The following is an 18,155-nucleotide window of genomic DNA, read 5'->3' on the forward strand; positions in this document are numbered from 1 at the left end:
ATGGAAACACTGATTTTATATTTCGGAAAAGTAATCATCTGTTCGGGTGTAATGTTTTTGTATTATCAGTTGTCTTTAAAAGACAAGACGTTCCATCATTATAACAGATTTTATCTTTTGTCGGCGATGTTGATCTCCATTTTGTTGCCGCTGATCAAAGTAGAAGATTTTACGATAGAGGTGAGTAATGATCTGTATTTGCTTATTAATAAAATACAAAATTTAAACACGAATAAAACAACAGACAATGATTACATTTATTTTAGAATTATTTTTTCAGCTTTGGGATTGGTGTCTTTCTATTTTTTAGGAAAACTAGTCTACGGAATTTTAAAAATATCAAAGTTTAAAAATCAGTTTCATAAAGAAACTTTCGAGGGGGTCAATTTCTATCAGACCAACCTTTCAGAAGCCCCGTTTTCATACTTTAAAAACCTGTTTTGGAAGAATTCGATCGTGATCAATTCAGACATTGGTAAGCAAATTTTGAAGCATGAGATGGTTCATATTGAGCAGAAACACTCATACGATAAAATTTTTATTGAGATCATGACCGCTGTTTTCTGGTTTAATCCGTTTTTTCATATCATTAAAAAAGAAATAAGCTTAATTCACGAATATCTGGCTGATAAAAAAGCCGTCAAAAAATCGGACACAAAAGCATTTGCGCAGATGCTTTTAGCAAGCCACTTTTCCGGAACACAGTTGCCTGCGACCAGTCCGTTTCTAAGTTCAAACCTTAAAAAAAGACTCAAAATGTTACAAAAACCCCAAACAAAATTCGGGTATGCGCGAAGAATATTTGCACTGCCGGTTTTATTTACTGTTGCCTTTGCTTATATGGTAAATGCGAAGAATAAGGAAATCACAGAAACCAATATCGAAATTGAAAAAACAGTTTCTGAAATTAAAAAAGATACCATTTCGCCAAAAAGCAATATCGACCAAATTGTAGAAAGACAGGAAGCCAAAATTTCAAAAGCCAACGAAAAGCTAAAAATTCAGGCTGAAAAGTTGAAAACGCTAAGCGAAAAATCAAAAGAAAAAGCTTTGGAACTTAAAAAAATAGCCAAAGAAAAAGGTGAAAACAGCTATGATTTTGAATTGAAAGCAAAAGAACTGAAGCAGCTTTCCGGTGAAATGGATAAGATTGTTGATAAAGACCTTGCCTATCAATTGGATTTTGATAAAATAGAGAATTTGAGAGCTAAATTACTTGCAGAAAATCCGGAGCTAAAATTTAAGAATCTAGAATTTAAAAGAGTTTTCCCTGATGGTGATAACTACAGAATCCAAATGGATGGAAATGAGCATGATATAGAAAAATTATTTGATTCTAAAGAATTCAGAGAAAATTCGGAAATGAGTGAAGTAAAGATTAAAGCTTTGAAAGAAAAAATGAATAATCCTGAATTTAGAGATAAATTAAATAAAGTCAATAAGCTGTATCTAAACGGAAGCGGAGTGTATTCAGGAAGTAATTTTCCAAAGTTTGAGGTAGAATCTCATTTTAAAAGCCCTTCAAATCTTTCTAAAAAAGATCAAAGAAAACTTGAAAAATTAGCCAAAGAAAAAGCTGAATTGTCAAGAAAACAAGCAGAAATTTCCAAAAAACAAGCAGAAATTGTAAGAGAAAAGGCTCAGAATAATCCTTGGATAATCTCTGTAGATGCTCATGCAAAGCCAAATGTAAAATATGCAGTAAAATCAAGTTACATTGACGGGACTAAGCTGAATGACAAAGCTATAGCAATTGCGAAAACATATCAAAAAGATGGTTTCAAAAATCTTGTAAAATCTGACTTAGATGATAACATAAAAATTTATATTAACGGTAAATCTGTTTCAAAAGAAGAAATGAATAATCTTAATCCAAACGATATTTCATCAATTAATGTCAATAAATCAAATTCTAACGGAAAGCAGACCGGAGAAATTCATATAAAAATAAAAGATTAGATCAAGTGGAAGAATTGGTGAAAGAAAATATTCTGAAGCCAAAACAAGAAAATTCTCACAAAATAAAAATGAAATTAATTGCAGCTTTGAGTTTACTTATCATCGGGATATCGGCTAATGCACAAAACAAAAGATTCTCGTATGAGTATAAATTCATTCCGGATTCTACGAATATTTCAGATGTGAAAACCGAAATTATGAATTTGGATGTGACCGCAGAAGGATCAAAATTCTACAGCTATACAGTTTACAACTCAGATTCCATTATGAAAGTTGATCTTGAAAAACAGCTGTCTGCAACGGGTGCAATTAATATAAAATCTGATATGCGAAAAGGCTTGGTACAGTACAGTATCTCAAAAAAATATCCTAAGTATGAAGTCTTTTTGCATAACAGAATTCTTTCAGACTTTTATAAAGTTTCCGATGAAAGACCGATAGAATGGAAAATAAGTTCCGAGAAACAGAAAATTGGTGAATGGATGACACAAAAAGCAGAAACCGATTTTGCAGGAAGACATTGGATTGCTTGGTTTACGACTGATATTCCGATTCAGGACGGACCTTACAAATTTCACGGACTTCCTGGTTTAATTGTCAGATTGGAAGACCAGACAAAATCTCATCTTTTTAGTTTACAGGGTGTGAAAAATATCAACTCTATCCCCGGAGATGTTTTCGGAGCGAAAGAAATTGCCGTCAATTCAAAACAATACAGTAAGTTGCTTAGAGATTACGAAAATGATCCTACGAAAGGTCTCAAACAAATGCAAATGGGAGGTGTAACGATGATTATGAAAGACGGTCAGAATAATCATATGAAAGATCAGGAAGGGCGTCTGAAAGCCGCTATGAAAAAAAATAACAATAAAATAGAACTCAATACAGCCAAATAAAATGAAAAAAATATATTTTGGATTACTATTAGGAATTTTCTGTTCCGTTTCGGCACAAAACCGTTTTTTTTATGAGTATAAATTCATTTCAGATTCTACCGATAAAGCAGATGTGAAAAAGGAAATGATGCTTTTGGATATTGATAAAAACGGATCAAGCTATTACAGCCAGGATAAATTTGTAGCAGATTCAACATCAAAAGCTGATCTGGAAAAGCAATTGAAACTCAATCCGAACAATATCAATATCTCCAGAAGAGACAAACCGGGAATGGTTTCTTATAAAGTTACGAAGCAATATCCCGACTTCAAAACGTATCTTTTCACAAGAATTTCCAGTGACAGTTATAAAATTGAAGAAGATCAAAAACCTGAATGGAAAATTCTTCCGGACAAACAGAAAATAGGGGAGTATAATTCCCAAAAAGCTACAACAAATTTTGGAGGAAGAGAATGGACGGCGTGGTTTTCTACAGATTTACCATTTCAGGACGGGCCTTATAAGTTTTATGGACTTCCGGGTTTGATTGTGAAGATCGAAGATAAAACAGGTTCTCATTCGATGACGTTGGTAGGAAATAAAACGATTGCAATTGCTGCCGATAAAGAAACTGAGCTTCCACAGGGAATTCAGATCTACGGAATGGGCGGAAAAGATATTGAAATCAACAAAAGCCAATTCAAAAAAGCTTGGAAATCTTATGTCAATGATCCAACAAAAAATATGCGTGAAATGATGATGAAAAATACCGAAACAAATAAGGTGGTTTTCAAAACAAAAACTGCAGACGGAAAAGAAATTTCAGATCCTAATCAGGTCTTCAGAGAAATGGAGAAAAAAGCAAAAGAAGGTTTTAAAAAGAACAACAATCCTATCGAACCAGATTTGTACAAATAAGATTTAAAATATTTATAAAATAAAAATGCGAGGAAAATTTTCCCCGCATTTTTTGTTTGTTTTATTTTTTACCAGTTAACCATTGGTCTTGAAGCTTCTTTTCAGCTGATGTCGGGTTTGCTTTAAACTGTAATGTTTCCATTATCATTTTGTCTAAAACCGCCTTTCCTTTAAGATCGATCTTATCAGATTTATCACCGTTTTTTCTCAGAATCGTTACAGTAACATTTTGTCCGTCTTTGATCGTTTTAGAATAGTTAATAAATTCTTGTACGTTTTGAATATTAATTGTTTTACCGTCCAAAGCAAGCACCTCATCAGTAATTTTAAACCCTATACTTTTTGCGAATGGCGACAAAGCTGAGTTTTCGTCAAATACAAAAGTATTGTTTTTATCATTATAACCTGTTTGGTTCGGATCTTTTATCATCCAGAAAATCGGCGGAGTTTCTTGTTTGTTGATTTCTACACCAACTTGAGATAAATATTCTGCATATGGCGTTGGTTGATTTCCTGCAATGTATTTATTGTAAAAATCTTTTACTTGAGGATATCCTGTAATAGTCACCAATTCGTCAATCAGTTTGTCATCTTTGAAAGGTTTGTTTTCACCAAATCTCTGCGACAGTTTTCTGATCATGTCACGATAACCCATTTCACCGTTTGATAATTTTCTCAGTTCAATATCAAGACACATCGTCAGAAGCGTTCCTTTTTCGTAAACATTTCTGTACTGATCTTTGTATTCATCCAGCAAAACATTTTTACTCATTACCGTAAACGGCATTGTATCGTTATAGCTTTTTGAATTTTTGATTTTATCACTCATTCTCTGAAGAAACTGATCTTTTGTGATTAAACCCTCTTGAATTTGAAATAAATTGGCAAAATATTCAGTTCCGCCTTCATACATCCAAAGATGCTGAGACATTTTCGGATCTGCATAATCGAAGTAATGAATTTCTTCAGAATGCGTTTTTAGAGGATTTACAGTATGGAAAAACTCGTGAGAAACTACATCTACAATCGACTCATCAATGGCTTCTTTCGGCATCATTTCGTGTAAAACTACACTGGTTGATTCATGATGTTCTAATGCTCCGAAACCTTTAATTTGCGGACCTTCTGTTCCTGCAAGATAAAGCATGATCGCATATTTTTTGTTGGTATTCATGTCTCCCAAAAATTTCTTTTGAGCTACAACCATTTTTTCAAGATTTTCTTTAAAATCTGCCGCTTTATATTTTCCTGTTGGTGAATAAACACCCAAAACCAAGTCCATTCCACCAGCATTGAAAGTGATGAAATCAGGTTTTGAATACATCAAAGGAGAGTCTGTCAGTTTAGCATAATTTGCCAAAGTGAAAGTATCGGTAGCTTCAGATTTATCCTGATCTACCAACGCCGTTGTTCCATAGAAATCGGTTGGTTTCTGAATAATCAGTTGATACGGAACATCCTGCATATTATCAATGTACCCAACAAATCCGTGAGTATTGACCATATAAATTTTTCCTTGCTCAATGTCGGTTCCGGATGGTGAAAATACTGCTTTATGCTTATCGGTATTGTTTTCCTCGTCAAAACTGTCATTTACTAAATATGTTACTTTAGTTAAAGCCTGGGCATTTTTTAAAGAATATGTATTGTCACCAACTTTTGTAAAAGCCAATTCTTTTCCTTTATTATCTAAAAATTTGATTCCTTCTATGAATCTTCCGTAATCATCCACAGAATAAGTTCCCGGAACGGTTTTAGGAAAGTGAAATTTCACGTCTCCAGATTTCATTTTCGGAAATTCCATCGTTACGGCAACTTTGTCGTCTTTTACGTTTACCAGATCGATGTTTGCTTTGATCGACTGCGCATTAACGAAAGCTGCTGCAAGAATTCCTAAGCTAAGTGCTGTTTTTTTCATTAGGTTTATTTTATAGATAAGTAGTTGATAGAAAATTGAATTTGTTACAGAACACCTTTGGTTTTTTGTATTAAAATTTTCATAAAAAGAAATAAAGGTAATATTTACTGCATCTTATTATATCTCACATAATAATTCTTATTAAACTCGACAGGAGTTCCGTTTTTCAGTGAAGTTTTCTGCCAGGATTCAGTAGGAGAAATCGTCTGATCACCAAATTTTACAGGAAGATTCAGATTTTTTACCACGTTGGTGAAACGGTATTTCAGTTCCGTTCCCTTCTGAGAATATTCTAAAACCGGAACTTTTGTTGTTCTTAAATATTGATTAAAAACGCTTGAAAAATCAATCCCTGATTTCTCAGAAATGTACTTTTCAATCTGTTCGGTGGTTACGGTTTGATGGTAAAAATCTTTATTCAAGCCTCTTAAAATCTGTCTGAATCTTTCATCATTATTGATAACCTGTCTTATGGTGTGAAGCATACTTGCGCCTTTCGGATACATATCGCCGCTTCCTTCATTTCGTACGCCATATTTTCCGATGATCGGAATGTCGTTGGCAATATTATTCTGAATTCCCTGAGCGTAAATATCTGCAGATTTTTTATCCATATAATTTTCTGTGAAAAGCACTTCAGAATACATGGTAAAACTCTCATGAATCCACATATCAGCCTGGTCTTTTGCAGTAATATTGTTGGCAAACCATTCGTGACCGCTTTCGTGAATGATGATGTAATCCCAGTTTAAGCCGACTCCTGTTCCGGAAAGATCATTCCCTAAGTATCCGTTCACATATTGGTTTCCGTAGGCAATATTGCTTTGGTGTTCCATTCCTAAGTACGGTGAATCTACCAATTTGTAAGAATCTTCGTAAAAAGGGTAAGGTCCGAACCAATATTCAAAGGCTTTTAGCATTGGTTTTACCTGCTGAAACTGTTTTTTTGCTTTATCTAAATTATAATCGATGACCCAATAATCAAGATCAAGTTTTCCCTTTTCGCCGTTATAAGAATCTTTAAAATTGACATATTTTCCAATATTCGGAATGATAGAATAGGCATTAATCGGATTTTTAACTTCCCACGTGAAAATGTTTTTCCCGTTTTCGATCTTTTTTTCTGTCAGTTTTCCGTTTCCGATTCCTACCAAATCTGGTGGAGTTATAATTTTCATTACAATTCCGTTTTCCGGTTCGTCACTCCAAATGTCTTTTACCGGAAGCCAGATAGAAGCGCCGATTCCTTCATCAGCAACACTCATCCACGGATTTCCCTTTTCGTCCTGAGTGAAAACCCAACCTCCGTCCCAAGGCGCATTTTGTGCAATTGTGGGATTTCCGGAATATATTACGTCAATCGTATATTTTTCTCCTTTTTTGAAATTTTTATTGGCTGTAATAAATATGAAGTCGCCATCTCTTTTAAAATCATTTTTTGTAGGGAAACTGCATTCTATTTTATCGGCTTTCATTGGTCTTTGAAGATCGATTTGAAAGACAGGATTTGTAACATCTCTTATGATTTCAAAACTGATTGTATTGTTTCCTTTTATGCTTTTCTGAGCAAAATCGGGTTCTACCGACAATTCATATTTTCTGACATCCCAAAAATTCCTGAATTCTGTGTTTGAACCTTTTAAAGTATCTTGTTTTGTAAAGGTTTTATTTTGTTCAAAAAACTGCCCGAAAGCTAATCCTGAAGTAAATAATATAGAGTATGGAATTTTTTTCATAAGATGTCAAATTTTGCCGTTTTCAAAAATATAAAATTTAATTTCAATAATCTATATCAATGAATGAAATATATGATCCAAAAAACGAAACTAATGTAGATCCAAAGCATTGAAAAGATGATATGTACCGTTGTTTCAAACAATTTGCCTTTCCACAATTTTGATGAATATCCGAAAAACTGAATGATCAGTCGGGCAGTCCAGAAAATTGCTAATCCGAATATTATTTTTTTACCGAGATTGGTTTCAATTAATTCATTTGCAGAGGTGAGACAGAGTAAACCCATTAAAAATACGGTCAAAGCAATGAAAATAGTGTGAACTTTCATGATCTGACGGTTGATCAAACTCAATGATCTGAATTCTTTTTCCCATTCAAAATATTTAGGAAAAATAATATGAATCAATGCTAAAACAATGAAAATAATCCCGATGACAATTAAATGAATATGCATTATAAAGAATTTTTAAGGTTTGCAGATAAAAATGGACATAAAGGGGGTAAACTTTACTTCTTCAAAAGTTTTAAAACCGGAAGCTTTAAAAGCATTTCTCCAGACTTTTTTAGAGAAAAAATGGGTAAATCCTACAGAGAAGGCTAAGAAATTCGGAAAATCACGTAAATGTTCTACCATAATAATCTCTCCTTTAGGCTTGCATACACGATGACATTCCTTTAAAAATTGAATTTTCTCTTCATTTGATCTGATCTCGTGCACAGCTGAAAGTAAAAAAATGAGATCAACAGAATCGTCATTCATTGCTATTGAATTTGATTGCATCTGTTGTGTGTCGGGATAAACCAGACTTACTTTTCTTGCTCTGATAATTGCCGGTTCGGTATGTCTATCCGCATCATAAAAATCAAAAACCTTCAGATTGGCATTCGGAAAATTGTTTTTAATAATAAAGCTGGTTTCGTCAAAACCTGCATTGATGTTGAGTATTTGCTTCAAATTTGATTTGTCGATTGAGCAATCTTTCAGCCATTTAAAATCATAATATCCTGAAAAGTCATAAACATATGCTGAGACAATTAACGGCATGACCAATCCGTAAATGAATGCAGCGACGATGATCCAAAACAGAATATCTGACCAGCCTAAGATTTGGTGACTGATGATAATTAAAGCTAAAATTCCGATTCCAATGATATAGAAATGTCGGTTAAAGCTTAAAATATTCAAAACACCCTGAAATTTTCTTCTGTTTATTTCCATGATTCTATTTTTCCTTTTTTCCAGTAATATGGAATGTTTTTAATGATAAAAGCGTTGGCTAAGATTTGATTTTTAAGCTGTAAAGTATTTAAAAATTCAAATTGATAGTCCAAAACTTTCACAGGTTTGGGTATCCAGTTTTGTCTTACGCCTTCAATGATCAGAACTTCTTTTGTTTTTTCGTTATAGGTGAAAGTGAACGGTAACGGTCCTGCAAATCGTCTTGCTTCTTTCCAGTCTGCGAACGGAGAATTTTTAGGAAGAGAAACATTTTCTTCGGTTTGACTCAGTTTCACATTGAATTTTGACTGAATTGAATGAATTTCTCTTAAATTTTCTTTTTCAGTTTGCTGAATATCGGTTGTCGTATAATTGTAATGGGTGAAAATATTTCCCATGAGTTCCATTTTCCTTTTATCGGTTTCAGATTTTAGAATGTATAAACCACGTAACTTTTTACCCGTATTATTGGTATACCGTACAAATATGCGATAGCCAATCAGGAAAAAATCGTTTCCGAGAAATTTCAGAAAACCTTTCGGGCGTAAATCTTTTGTCTGAACCATTGCTGCAGCTACAAAAGCCCATTTGTCCTGAAAAGTATCCAACTCCAGACATTCAGGAATAAGATGCTGTAATTCTTCTTTCGGAACTGCAAATGTAAAAACAAGCGAACTTTCAAAAAAAGCTTCTACAGCAAACGGATGGTTTTTTAAAAATTTCAGCATGATATTGAAGTTTTAGTTTTTAAATAAAATTCATTAAAGTAAATGAGAAGAATAAAAAGGAAAGCGAAAAGTGAATTGTAATGACCCCAGAGTAATAAGTCAGGAACTACAATAAATTCTAGTATATTCATGAATGCAATGACGATGATTTGTATGACTGAATTAAGTTTTGATTTAATTCCTGATAAAATCCATACCGCCATGATTATTTCTGAAAATCCGATGAGGACAGTTAAAAATCTTGAATGGTCGTGGCTTAGAATTCTTGAAACAATTTCCTCGTGACGAGGAACAAAGTTCAGAACTTTACAAATAAGACCGTTAATGAGCCAGACCGCTGCAATGAAATAACGTAAGATCTTATAAATTTTATTCATTTTAAAAGTGTTTTAATTTCTAAACAAATATAAATAAAACTTTTTGAACTTTCAGTAATTATTGAAAATTAATTATAAAAAAATAATTTATCAGATTTTTAGTCCAATAAACTATTTATTTTTTAATTATATTTTATGATCAATTTTATCTTACAGCAGGAAGTTTTGCTTCTCTTTTCTGAACTTTTTTATAAGTGTAAGCACACATTAAAATACTGAATTCATAGAGGAAAAGAAGCGGTAAAGCTGCCATCATCATACTCAAAACGTCGGCAGGAGTGATAATTGCGGCAACGACCATGATTAAAACAATTGCGTGTCTTCTGTATTTTTTCATGAAAGCAGGATTCAAAATTCCGATGCTTGTTAGGAAATAGATTAAAACGGGGAAAAGAAAAACCACACCCATTCCTAAAACTACCTGCAGGAAAAGAGTTGTATAATCACTCAAATCGTAAAGTGGAATGATAATGTCTGAAATTTTAAAAATAACTCCAAAATTTACTGCAAATGGTAATATTAAATAATATCCGCACAAAACTCCCGTCATAAAAAGAATCCACACAGAATTGATAATAAAGATTGAGTTTTTTCTTTCATTTGGGTGTAAAGCCGGACTGATAAATCGCCATAATTCCCAGACAATGTAAGGAAAACCAATTACAAGACCGCCAAAAATAGAAACCGCCATCATCACATTAAACTGTTGATATAATCTCTGTACACGCACCGGAAATTCTTTGGGAAGTTCAATACTGTCTTCACCCAAAATCATTCTGGAAAAATGATTAACAATTTTAAAAGTAGGAAAATCATTTCTGGTAGGTCCGAAAAAAACGTGATCCATAATCCAGTTGATGTTGAATCCAACGACTACGGCAGCAATAATAATAGCGATAATTGAACGGATAAGATGACCTCTCAGTTCACCAATATGCCCAAAAAAGGACATTTCTTTACCTTCACTCACAGATTTTTTTTTAATGTTGTCAAATTTATGAAAAAGATGTTACAAATCGGAAAATAGAATTTCGAAGGTTAATCTTTTAATTTTTATCTAATTAATTCCTTCGTCCAAAAGTTTATGAATATCAATAATCCCAAAATACTGACCGTTGTCGGTAACAATCAGCTGTCCGATATTGTTGTCTTTTAAAAGTTTCATCGCTGCTTTTGCCAAAAAATCCTTTTCAATGGTTTTAGGATTTGCAGACATGATATCTTTAGCCAAAACTTTAGAAATATCGTCACCGTTCAGCAACATTCTACGCAAATCTCCATCAGTGATGACCCCAACGATTTTTTCTTCGTTCGTGACAACCGTAATTCCGTGGCTTGAAGCACTGATCGAGATAATTACGTCTCTGATTGAAGATTCTTCAGTAACCTGAGGTTTTTGTGATGAAACAAACTGCTCAACTCTTGCCGTTAAATTTTTACCCAAACTTCCACCGGGATGAAATTTTGCAAAATCATTTTCTTTGAAATCATTAAGCTCCATTAAACAGATTGCCAAAGCGTCTCCTAAGGCCATTTGTAGAGTGGTAGAACTTGTAGGAGCCAATTTATTCGGGCAGGCTTCCAGATCAACATGAGTATCAAGAATAACATCAGAATATTCTGCCAGTTTACTTTTTCGGTTTCCGGTCATTCCTATTAAAGAAGAAGAATAATCTTTCAGATAAGTTACAAGATTGGTGATTTCGGGGGAATTCCCTGAATTGGATATACACAAAACAACGTCCTGCTTCTGAATAACCCCCAAATCGCCGTGAATAGCTTCTGAAGCGTGCAAAAACTGTGACGGAGTTCCTGTAGAATTTAAAGTGGCAACGATTTTATTTCCGACGTGAGCAGATTTCCCAATTCCTACGACAATTAATTTTCCTTGTGCAGAATGAATGATTTCTACTGCCTTTACAAAGTCATCGTTTATTCTGTTTTTTAATTTTTCTAATTCTGCAATTTCTATAGCTAACGTGCTCTTGGCGATTGAAATAATGTTTGATGTATCCATTTTTCCGATATGATTTCTGTCTAAAATATTCCAAAGTGAAACTGCATTTTTTAAGAATTTTTAACGCAGGTTTTATTTTTATTAAATCTGTTTACTTTTATTTTCAGTAAAAAAGTTATAACTTTGGGTTAGATGCAAATTTAGCAATACAAATTTAGATGAGCGCAAAAAAAGCCAATTTATCAGGCGAGTTAAAGAAATACTTCGGTTTTTCTACTTTCAAAGGTCAGCAGGAACTTATTATTGAAGAACTGTTACAGGGCAAAGACATTTTTGTCTTGATGCCTACAGGAGGAGGGAAATCTTTGTGTTATCAACTTCCCGCCCTTATTTCAGAAGGAACTGCTATTGTAGTTTCTCCATTGATTGCTTTAATGAAAAATCAGGTAGACGCCGTGAACGGTTTGTCTTCTGAAAATGGAGTAGCTCATGTTCTTAATTCTTCTCTTAACAAAACTCAGACCAAACAGGTTTTTGATGATATAAAAAGCGGAAAAACAAAACTTCTCTATGTAGCTCCGGAATCTCTGATCAAAGAAGATTATCTTGAATTTTTCAGGGATGTCAAAATTTCATTTGTTGCCATTGATGAGGCACACTGTATCTCAGAATGGGGGCACGATTTCAGACCTGAATACAGAAATTTAAAATCAATAATCGACAAAATTGCCGATGTTCCGGTTATTGCTCTTACGGCAACAGCAACTCCAAAAGTTCAGGATGATATTCAGAAAACTTTGGGAATGACGGATGCTTTGGTTTTTAAAGAAAGCTTTAACAGAGCTAATTTATATTATGAAGTTCGTCCGAAAGTAAATGTTGATAAAGAAATTGTAAAATTTATCAATAAACATAAAGGAAAATCTGGAATTGTTTACTGTTTGAGCCGAAGAAAAGTAGAGGAATTTTCTCAGCTTTTACAGGTTAACGGAATCAACGCTCTTCCTTATCATGCGGGTTTAGACCAAAAAGTAAGAGTGACGAATCAGGATAAATTTCTAATGGAAGAAGCCGATGTTATCGTTGCGACTATTGCCTTTGGGATGGGAATCGACAAGCCAGATGTGCGTTTTGTGATTCATTACGACTTTCCAAAATCTCTTGAAAGTTACTATCAGGAAACAGGTCGTGCAGGAAGAGATGGGGGAGAAGGTCACTGTTTGGCATTCTACGATCCGAAAGATATTGAAAAATTAGAAAAATTCTTAGCTCAGAAGCCTGTTTCGGAGCGAGAAATTGGATTACAGCTTTTAAATGAAGTGGTAGGTTATGCCGAAACTTCCATGAGCAGAAGACAATATATACTGTATTATTTTGGAGAGACTTTCGACCCGGTAAAAGGTGAAGGAGCCAATATGTGTGACAACGCATCAAATCCGCTAAAATTAAAAGATGCAACTAAGGATCTTGAAAAAGTTCTGGAACTGATCAGGGAAACCAATGAAAAGTTCAAATCTAAAGATCTGATTTCTGTAATTGTTGGAAAAGAAAATGCAGTTACAAAATCTTATAAGCTTGAGCAGACTTCATTTTTCGGCTTTGGAAAAGATGAAAAAGACAATTACTGGAAAACGATTTTGAGACAGGCAACCGTTCAGAATTTTTTACAGAAAGATATTGAAACCTATGGTGTTCTGAAAATTTCTCCAAAAGGTCATCAGGTTATCGAAGGAAAGTTCAAAGAATCTTTTTTAATAGCTGAAGACCGCGAATTTGATCTTTCACAAACCAAAGCAGATAGTGACCAGGTACAAATGCAGGCAGCTGGAGGTTTGGACCAGAATTTATTTGGTCAGTTGAAGGAACTCAGAAAAAAAGTTGCCAAAAAGCATGGAATTCCACCCTATACGGTTTTCATGGACCCGAGTTTGGAAGACATGACCGTTCAGTACCCAATTACGCTCGAAGAAATTGCAAAAATCTACGGTGTTGGCGAAGGAAAGGCAAAAAAATACGGTAAAGAATTCGCTGATTTTATTTCTAAATATGTTGAGGACAATAATATAGAACGTACTCAGGATATGGTACTGAAAAATGTGGCAAATAAATCGAGCCATAAAGTTTTTATTATTCAAAGCACTGATAAAAAAATTGACCTTGAAGATATTGCAAGAGCCAAAAATCTCTCGATGAACGATTTATTGAAAGAAATGGAAAGTATTGTTTATCAGGGAACAAAACTGAATATCGATTATTATATTGAAGAAAATTTTGATGAAGATATTGTAGATGAATTCATGGAATTTATGACAGAATCTGAAAGCGACAGCATGAAAGTTTTGCTGGATGAATTTGGAGATGAACTTTCTGATGAAGAAGTCAGAATGTTGAGAATTAAGTTTATCAGTGACGTTGCCAATTAAAAAATACAGCCTTATCTAAATCTAGGGTAAGGTTTCTATTATGAAAAAGAAAATTTCTGTCATGTTTATTCTGCCGGATCTTGAAACCGGAGGTGCAGAAAGAATCGTTACCACCATCGCAAACCATCTTTCAAGAGATAAGTTTGAGCCTAAGATTTTGCTTTTACGCAAACAGGGCGGTTACTTAGATTTTCTTAAAAATGATGTGGAGATTATTGACATCAATACTGAAAGAATCAGACATTCGTTAAAACCTATTTTAAAAGAAATTTACCGCAGAAAACCAGATATTGTGTTTTCCGGATTTGGTGAAGTAAATGCATATTTGTCTTTATTTATCAAACTTTTTCCAAAAGTAAAATTCATTGCTAGAGAAACCAATGTTGTTTCGGAACACGTTACTAAAAAAGAGATCAGATTTTTCTATAATTTCTATAATAACTATCAGCAGATCATTGCACAGAGTGATGATATGATGAATGATCTGATTAATAATTTTAAAATCCACCGTTCAAAAATCATTAAAATTAATAATCCTGTTGATTTTGATTTTATTGATGACAAACTCCAGTTTTCCCATAAACCTGAAAGCTTTAAATACAATTATAAAAATGTTGTAGCCATTGGAAATTTATCCGCCAGAAAAGGTTTTGACAACCTACTGAAGGTGTTTTCAAGATTAAAAAATGAAAAAATCATTCTTCACATTTTAGGTGACGGAAAAGACCGGGAAATTCTTCATCAGATGAAAGATTTTTTAGGCTTAAAAAATGTCGTTTTCCACGGAAGACAAGAGAATCCTTATGAGTTTTTGAAATTTGCCGACTTGTTTATTCTTTCTTCAAGATATGAAGGTTTTCCCAATGTTTTGTTGGAAGCAGGAGCTTGCGGAACGTATTCTTTAGCCAATAATTGTCCTGGCGGAATCAACGAAATTATTCAGAATGATATCAACGGTGAAATTGGAAATATCGATAATCATGAAGATTTTGCACAGAAAATTTTGTCAATTTTACAGCAGAATTACGATAAAGAATGGATTGTTAATTCCATAAAATCAAGGTTTTCAAAAGATATTATTTTAAATAATTACGAAAAGGTTTTGTTGGATTTGATGAAGAAATAAAGATTTATTAAGTTCATAGATTTTTATATTTCCTTAAATTTGACTTTCAATAATTTAAAACAAAAATTTCATGAATAAAATCCAAAAGTTGGGATGTATATGCGAAAAACCTGAATTACATCACACGGATTACAGAACTTCAGATGTAGGAATAGATGAAACTAATGGAAGATATGCTGAGGTAAGTATTTTACAATGCAAACTGTGCCAGAGAATCTGGCTTAAATATCTTGTGGAATTTGAAAGTTTTACAAAATCAGGGAGATGGTACAAAGGAATTATTGCAAAAAAAGAAGTTGCCGGAATGAAACCCGAAAATGCTGTTGAATATTTGGAAAATCTTGACTGGTATATTTATGGAGGTTCTTATTTTGAGAGTACAGGAACATTCGGACAAGGGAAACTGAATGTTGATTTATAATATCTTCAAATTTTTGCTTTAAACTTGACAAATCTCACTTTGCAGCGTGGCAATTTATCAGTAAATTTGTAATGATCTAAGAATAGCTAATAATAAATTATAAAAATAAAATGAGTCAATTCGATGTTACCGTAATAGGTTCTGGTCCTGGAGGTTATGTAGCTGCAATACGCGCTGCGCAATTAGGTTTCAAAACAGCAATTATTGAAAAATATTCAACTTTAGGCGGAACTTGTCTTAACGTTGGATGTATTCCTTCAAAAGCACTTCTTGACAGTTCTGAGCATTTCGAAAACGCAAAACACAATTTTGAAAACCACGGAATTATCATTAATGAGCCAAAAGCGGATATCGCAAGAATGATTGCGAGAAAAAATGAAGTGGTTGAGCAGACTACAAAAGGAATCAACTTCTTGATGGACAAAAACAAAATTACCGTTTTTGAAGGTCTTGGAAGTTTTGAATCTGCAACTCAGGTTAAAGTTACAAAAACCGACGGTTCTGTTGAAACGATCGATTCTAAATATACAATCATTGCAACAGGTTCTAAACCTTCATCTTTGCCTTTCATCACTTTAGATAAAGAAAGAGTAATTACTTCTACGGAAGCTTTAAATTTAAAAGAAATTCCTAAACATTTGGTAGTAATCGGAGGCGGGGTAATCGGTCTTGAATTAGGTTCAGTTTATTTGAGACTTGGAGCTCAGGTTACTGTGGTTGAATTTATGGACAAAATTATTCCTACTATGGATGGAGCTTTAAGCAAGGAATTGACTAAAGTTCTTAAAAAACAAGGTATGAAATTCATGCTTTCTACAGCAGTTTCAGCGGTTGAAAGAAATGGAGATACTGTAAAAGTCACTGCAAAAGATAAAAAAGGAGAAGAAGTAACTATAGAAGGAGATTACTGCCTGGTTTCTGTAGGTAGAAAGCCTTACACAGACGGCCTTGGATTGGAGAAAGCAGGTGTAGAATTGGATGAAAGAGGAAGAGTGAAAACAAACGACCATTTACAGACAAACGTTGCAAATATTTATGCAATCGGTGATGTAATAAAAGGGGCAATGTTGGCTCACAAAGCTGAAGAAGAAGGAGTTTTTGTTGCTGAAACTTTGGCAGGACAAAAACCTCACATCAATTATAACCTGATTCCTGGAGTAGTTTATACTTGGCCAGAAGTTGCCGGAGTTGGTAAAACTGAAGAGCAACTGAAAGAAGAAGGTGTTGCTTACAAAATCGGAACTTTCCCAATGAGAGCTTTAGGTAGAAGCCGTGCAAGTGGTGATGTTGATGGTTTGGTGAAAATCATTGCAGACGAAAAAACTGATGAGGTTCTTGGTTTCCATATGATCGGAGCAAGAGCTGCTGATTTGGTAGCAGAAGGTGTAATCGCAATGGAATTCCGTGCAAGTGCAGAAGATATCGCAAGAAGTTCTCACGCTCATCCAACTTACGCAGAAGCCGTGAAAGAAGCTGCTTTGGATGCTACAGGTAAGAGAGCATTGCATATGTAAGATTTTTTTTAAAGATTTAAAAATTAAGACTGTTACTTTTTGTAGCAGTCTTTTTTTATGTTTAATAAAACTCAAACCTACCAATCTTAAAACTCTCCAACTTATTCCGTACCTTTGCCAACTAAATTTATCATCAATGCAACTCGGAAAAACTCAGACGTTAAAAATTTCAGAAAAAAATAGTTCAGGATGGATGCTTGAATCAGAGACAGGCGAAACCGCTTTTATGTCTAAAGTTTTCATTCGTGAGGAAAAAGAAATTGGCGATGAGATTGAAGTTTTCGTTTACCAGGATGATCATAAACTAAAAGCAACGACCGAAACTCCTTTAGCGGAAGTTGGTGAATTTGCCGTGATGAGCTGTGTACAAAGCCTTCCAAGTGGTGCATTTATGGATTGGGGAATCATCAAAGATCTTTTTATTCCTTACAAACAGCAGAAGACAAAAATTATTGAAGGTAAAAGATATCTTGTTAATCTTTACGTTGATGACGAACTGGAATTAATTACCGGAACCACAAAATTCAAAAGAAATCCACAATATGAAAATCTGCCTTTCCAGAAAGGTGACAAAGTAGAGCTGATCATGATGAATGAAAGTGAACTTGGATGGAATGTTGTCATCAATAAAAAATATATCGGATTGGTCTATACATCTGATGTTTACAAAAAATTGTATCCGCTTTCTGAAGAAGAAGGCTACATCAAAACAATCCGTGAAGACGGAAAAATAGATGTTTCGCTTCAGCCTGAAGGTTTTGAAAATATCGATGAATTTAAACAGAAAATCCTCACCAAATTAGACGAGAATTTTGGTCTTCTTCATTTGTCTGATAAATCTTCACCGGAAGACATCAAAGCAGAATTGCAGATGAGTAAAAAGAACTTTAAGAAAGCAATCGGTGGTTTGTATAAAGATAAGATTGTTGATCTTTCTGATGATAAAATCAAGTTATTGTAAACGAAATTAATTTACCAAAAA

At 33.8% G+C, this 18,155-nt stretch carries 16 protein-coding genes; 8 read left to right on the forward strand and 8 right to left on the reverse strand.

Going from position 1 to position 18,155, the window contains the following annotated elements; translation table 11 throughout:
- From K0R77_RS08545 to K0R77_RS08555, 3 genes are all read left to right on the forward strand, one after another.
- Positions 1–1,959 (forward strand): M56 family metallopeptidase, encoded by a 1,959-nt coding sequence (locus tag K0R77_RS08545; RefSeq protein WP_300351135.1) that lies wholly within the window; start codon positions 1–3, stop codon positions 1,957–1,959.
- Between the two features lie 68 nt (positions 1,960–2,027).
- Positions 2,028–2,855: a GLPGLI family protein gene (locus K0R77_RS08550; protein ID WP_300351138.1), complete on the forward strand. Its 828-nt coding sequence runs from the start codon at positions 2,028–2,030 to the stop codon at positions 2,853–2,855.
- A gap of 1 nt (position 2,856) precedes the next feature.
- Positions 2,857–3,753 (forward strand): GLPGLI family protein, encoded by an 897-nt coding sequence (locus K0R77_RS08555; RefSeq protein WP_300351141.1) that lies wholly within the window; start codon positions 2,857–2,859, stop codon positions 3,751–3,753.
- A 61-nt stretch (positions 3,754–3,814) separates the two neighbouring features.
- Here the strand turns inward: K0R77_RS08555 and K0R77_RS08560 are convergent, their stop codons facing one another.
- The 8 genes from K0R77_RS08560 to K0R77_RS08595 all read right to left on the reverse strand — a co-directional run bounded on the left by K0R77_RS08560 (position 3,815) and on the right by K0R77_RS08595 (position 11,749).
- Positions 3,815–5,671, reverse strand: a complete 1,857-nt coding sequence (locus K0R77_RS08560; RefSeq protein WP_300351144.1) for a peptidase M61 — start codon at positions 5,669–5,671, stop codon at positions 3,815–3,817.
- A gap of 104 nt (positions 5,672–5,775) precedes the next feature.
- Positions 5,776–7,407 (reverse strand): M1 family metallopeptidase, encoded by a 1,632-nt coding sequence (locus K0R77_RS08565; RefSeq protein ID WP_300351147.1) that lies wholly within the window; start codon positions 7,405–7,407, stop codon positions 5,776–5,778.
- Between the two features lie 56 nt (positions 7,408–7,463).
- Entirely contained in the window at positions 7,464–7,862 is a 399-nt protein-coding gene (locus K0R77_RS08570) for a hypothetical protein (RefSeq protein ID WP_300351150.1), read from the reverse strand.
- A gap of 12 nt (positions 7,863–7,874) precedes the next feature.
- Entirely contained in the window at positions 7,875–8,627 is a 753-nt protein-coding gene (locus tag K0R77_RS08575; RefSeq protein WP_300351152.1) for a methyltransferase domain-containing protein, read from the reverse strand.
- The gene (locus K0R77_RS08580) at positions 8,618–9,355 is read right to left on the reverse strand and encodes a DUF2071 domain-containing protein (RefSeq protein WP_300351155.1); all 738 of its coding nucleotides are present in this window, start codon (positions 9,353–9,355) and stop codon (positions 8,618–8,620) included. Before K0R77_RS08580 ends, K0R77_RS08575 begins: the two co-directional genes overlap by 10 nt.
- Positions 9,349–9,732 (reverse strand): DoxX-like family protein, encoded by a 384-nt coding sequence (locus tag K0R77_RS08585; RefSeq protein ID WP_300351158.1) that lies wholly within the window; start codon positions 9,730–9,732, stop codon positions 9,349–9,351. The genes K0R77_RS08580 and K0R77_RS08585 overlap by 7 nt, the downstream gene beginning before the upstream one ends.
- Positions 9,733–9,877: 145 nt before the next feature.
- Entirely contained in the window at positions 9,878–10,702 is an 825-nt protein-coding gene (gene tatC, locus K0R77_RS08590; RefSeq protein WP_300351162.1) for a twin-arginine translocase subunit TatC, read from the reverse strand.
- Positions 10,703–10,789: 87 nt separating this feature from the next.
- Entirely contained in the window at positions 10,790–11,749 is a 960-nt protein-coding gene (locus tag K0R77_RS08595) for a KpsF/GutQ family sugar-phosphate isomerase (protein WP_300351164.1), read from the reverse strand.
- Positions 11,750–11,907: 158 nt separating this feature from the next.
- Between K0R77_RS08595 and recQ the strand changes: the two genes are divergently transcribed.
- The 5 genes from recQ to K0R77_RS08620 all read left to right on the forward strand — a co-directional run bounded on the left by recQ (position 11,908) and on the right by K0R77_RS08620 (position 18,134).
- A complete protein-coding gene (gene recQ, locus K0R77_RS08600) occupies positions 11,908–14,112 on the forward strand; it encodes a DNA helicase RecQ (protein ID WP_300351167.1) in 2,205 nt (734 codons plus the stop codon).
- Positions 14,113–14,152: 40 nt separating this feature from the next.
- Entirely contained in the window at positions 14,153–15,238 is a 1,086-nt protein-coding gene (locus K0R77_RS08605) for a glycosyltransferase (RefSeq protein WP_300351170.1), read from the forward strand.
- A 70-nt stretch (positions 15,239–15,308) separates the two neighbouring features.
- Positions 15,309–15,659: a hypothetical protein gene (locus tag K0R77_RS08610; RefSeq protein WP_300351173.1), complete on the forward strand. Its 351-nt coding sequence runs from the start codon at positions 15,309–15,311 to the stop codon at positions 15,657–15,659.
- 110 nt (positions 15,660–15,769) lie between these two features.
- Complete coding sequence (lpdA, locus tag K0R77_RS08615; RefSeq protein ID WP_300351176.1) at positions 15,770–17,173, forward strand: dihydrolipoyl dehydrogenase; 1,404 nt, start codon at positions 15,770–15,772, stop codon at positions 17,171–17,173.
- 136 nt (positions 17,174–17,309) lie between these two features.
- Entirely contained in the window at positions 17,310–18,134 is an 825-nt protein-coding gene (locus tag K0R77_RS08620; protein ID WP_300351179.1) for a S1-like domain-containing RNA-binding protein, read from the forward strand.
- The last annotated feature ends 21 nt before the right edge of the window (positions 18,135–18,155 follow it).

It is taken from the genome of Chryseobacterium sp. (genome assembly GCF_029240215.1).
GTDB lineage: Bacteria > Bacteroidota > Bacteroidia > Flavobacteriales > Weeksellaceae > Chryseobacterium.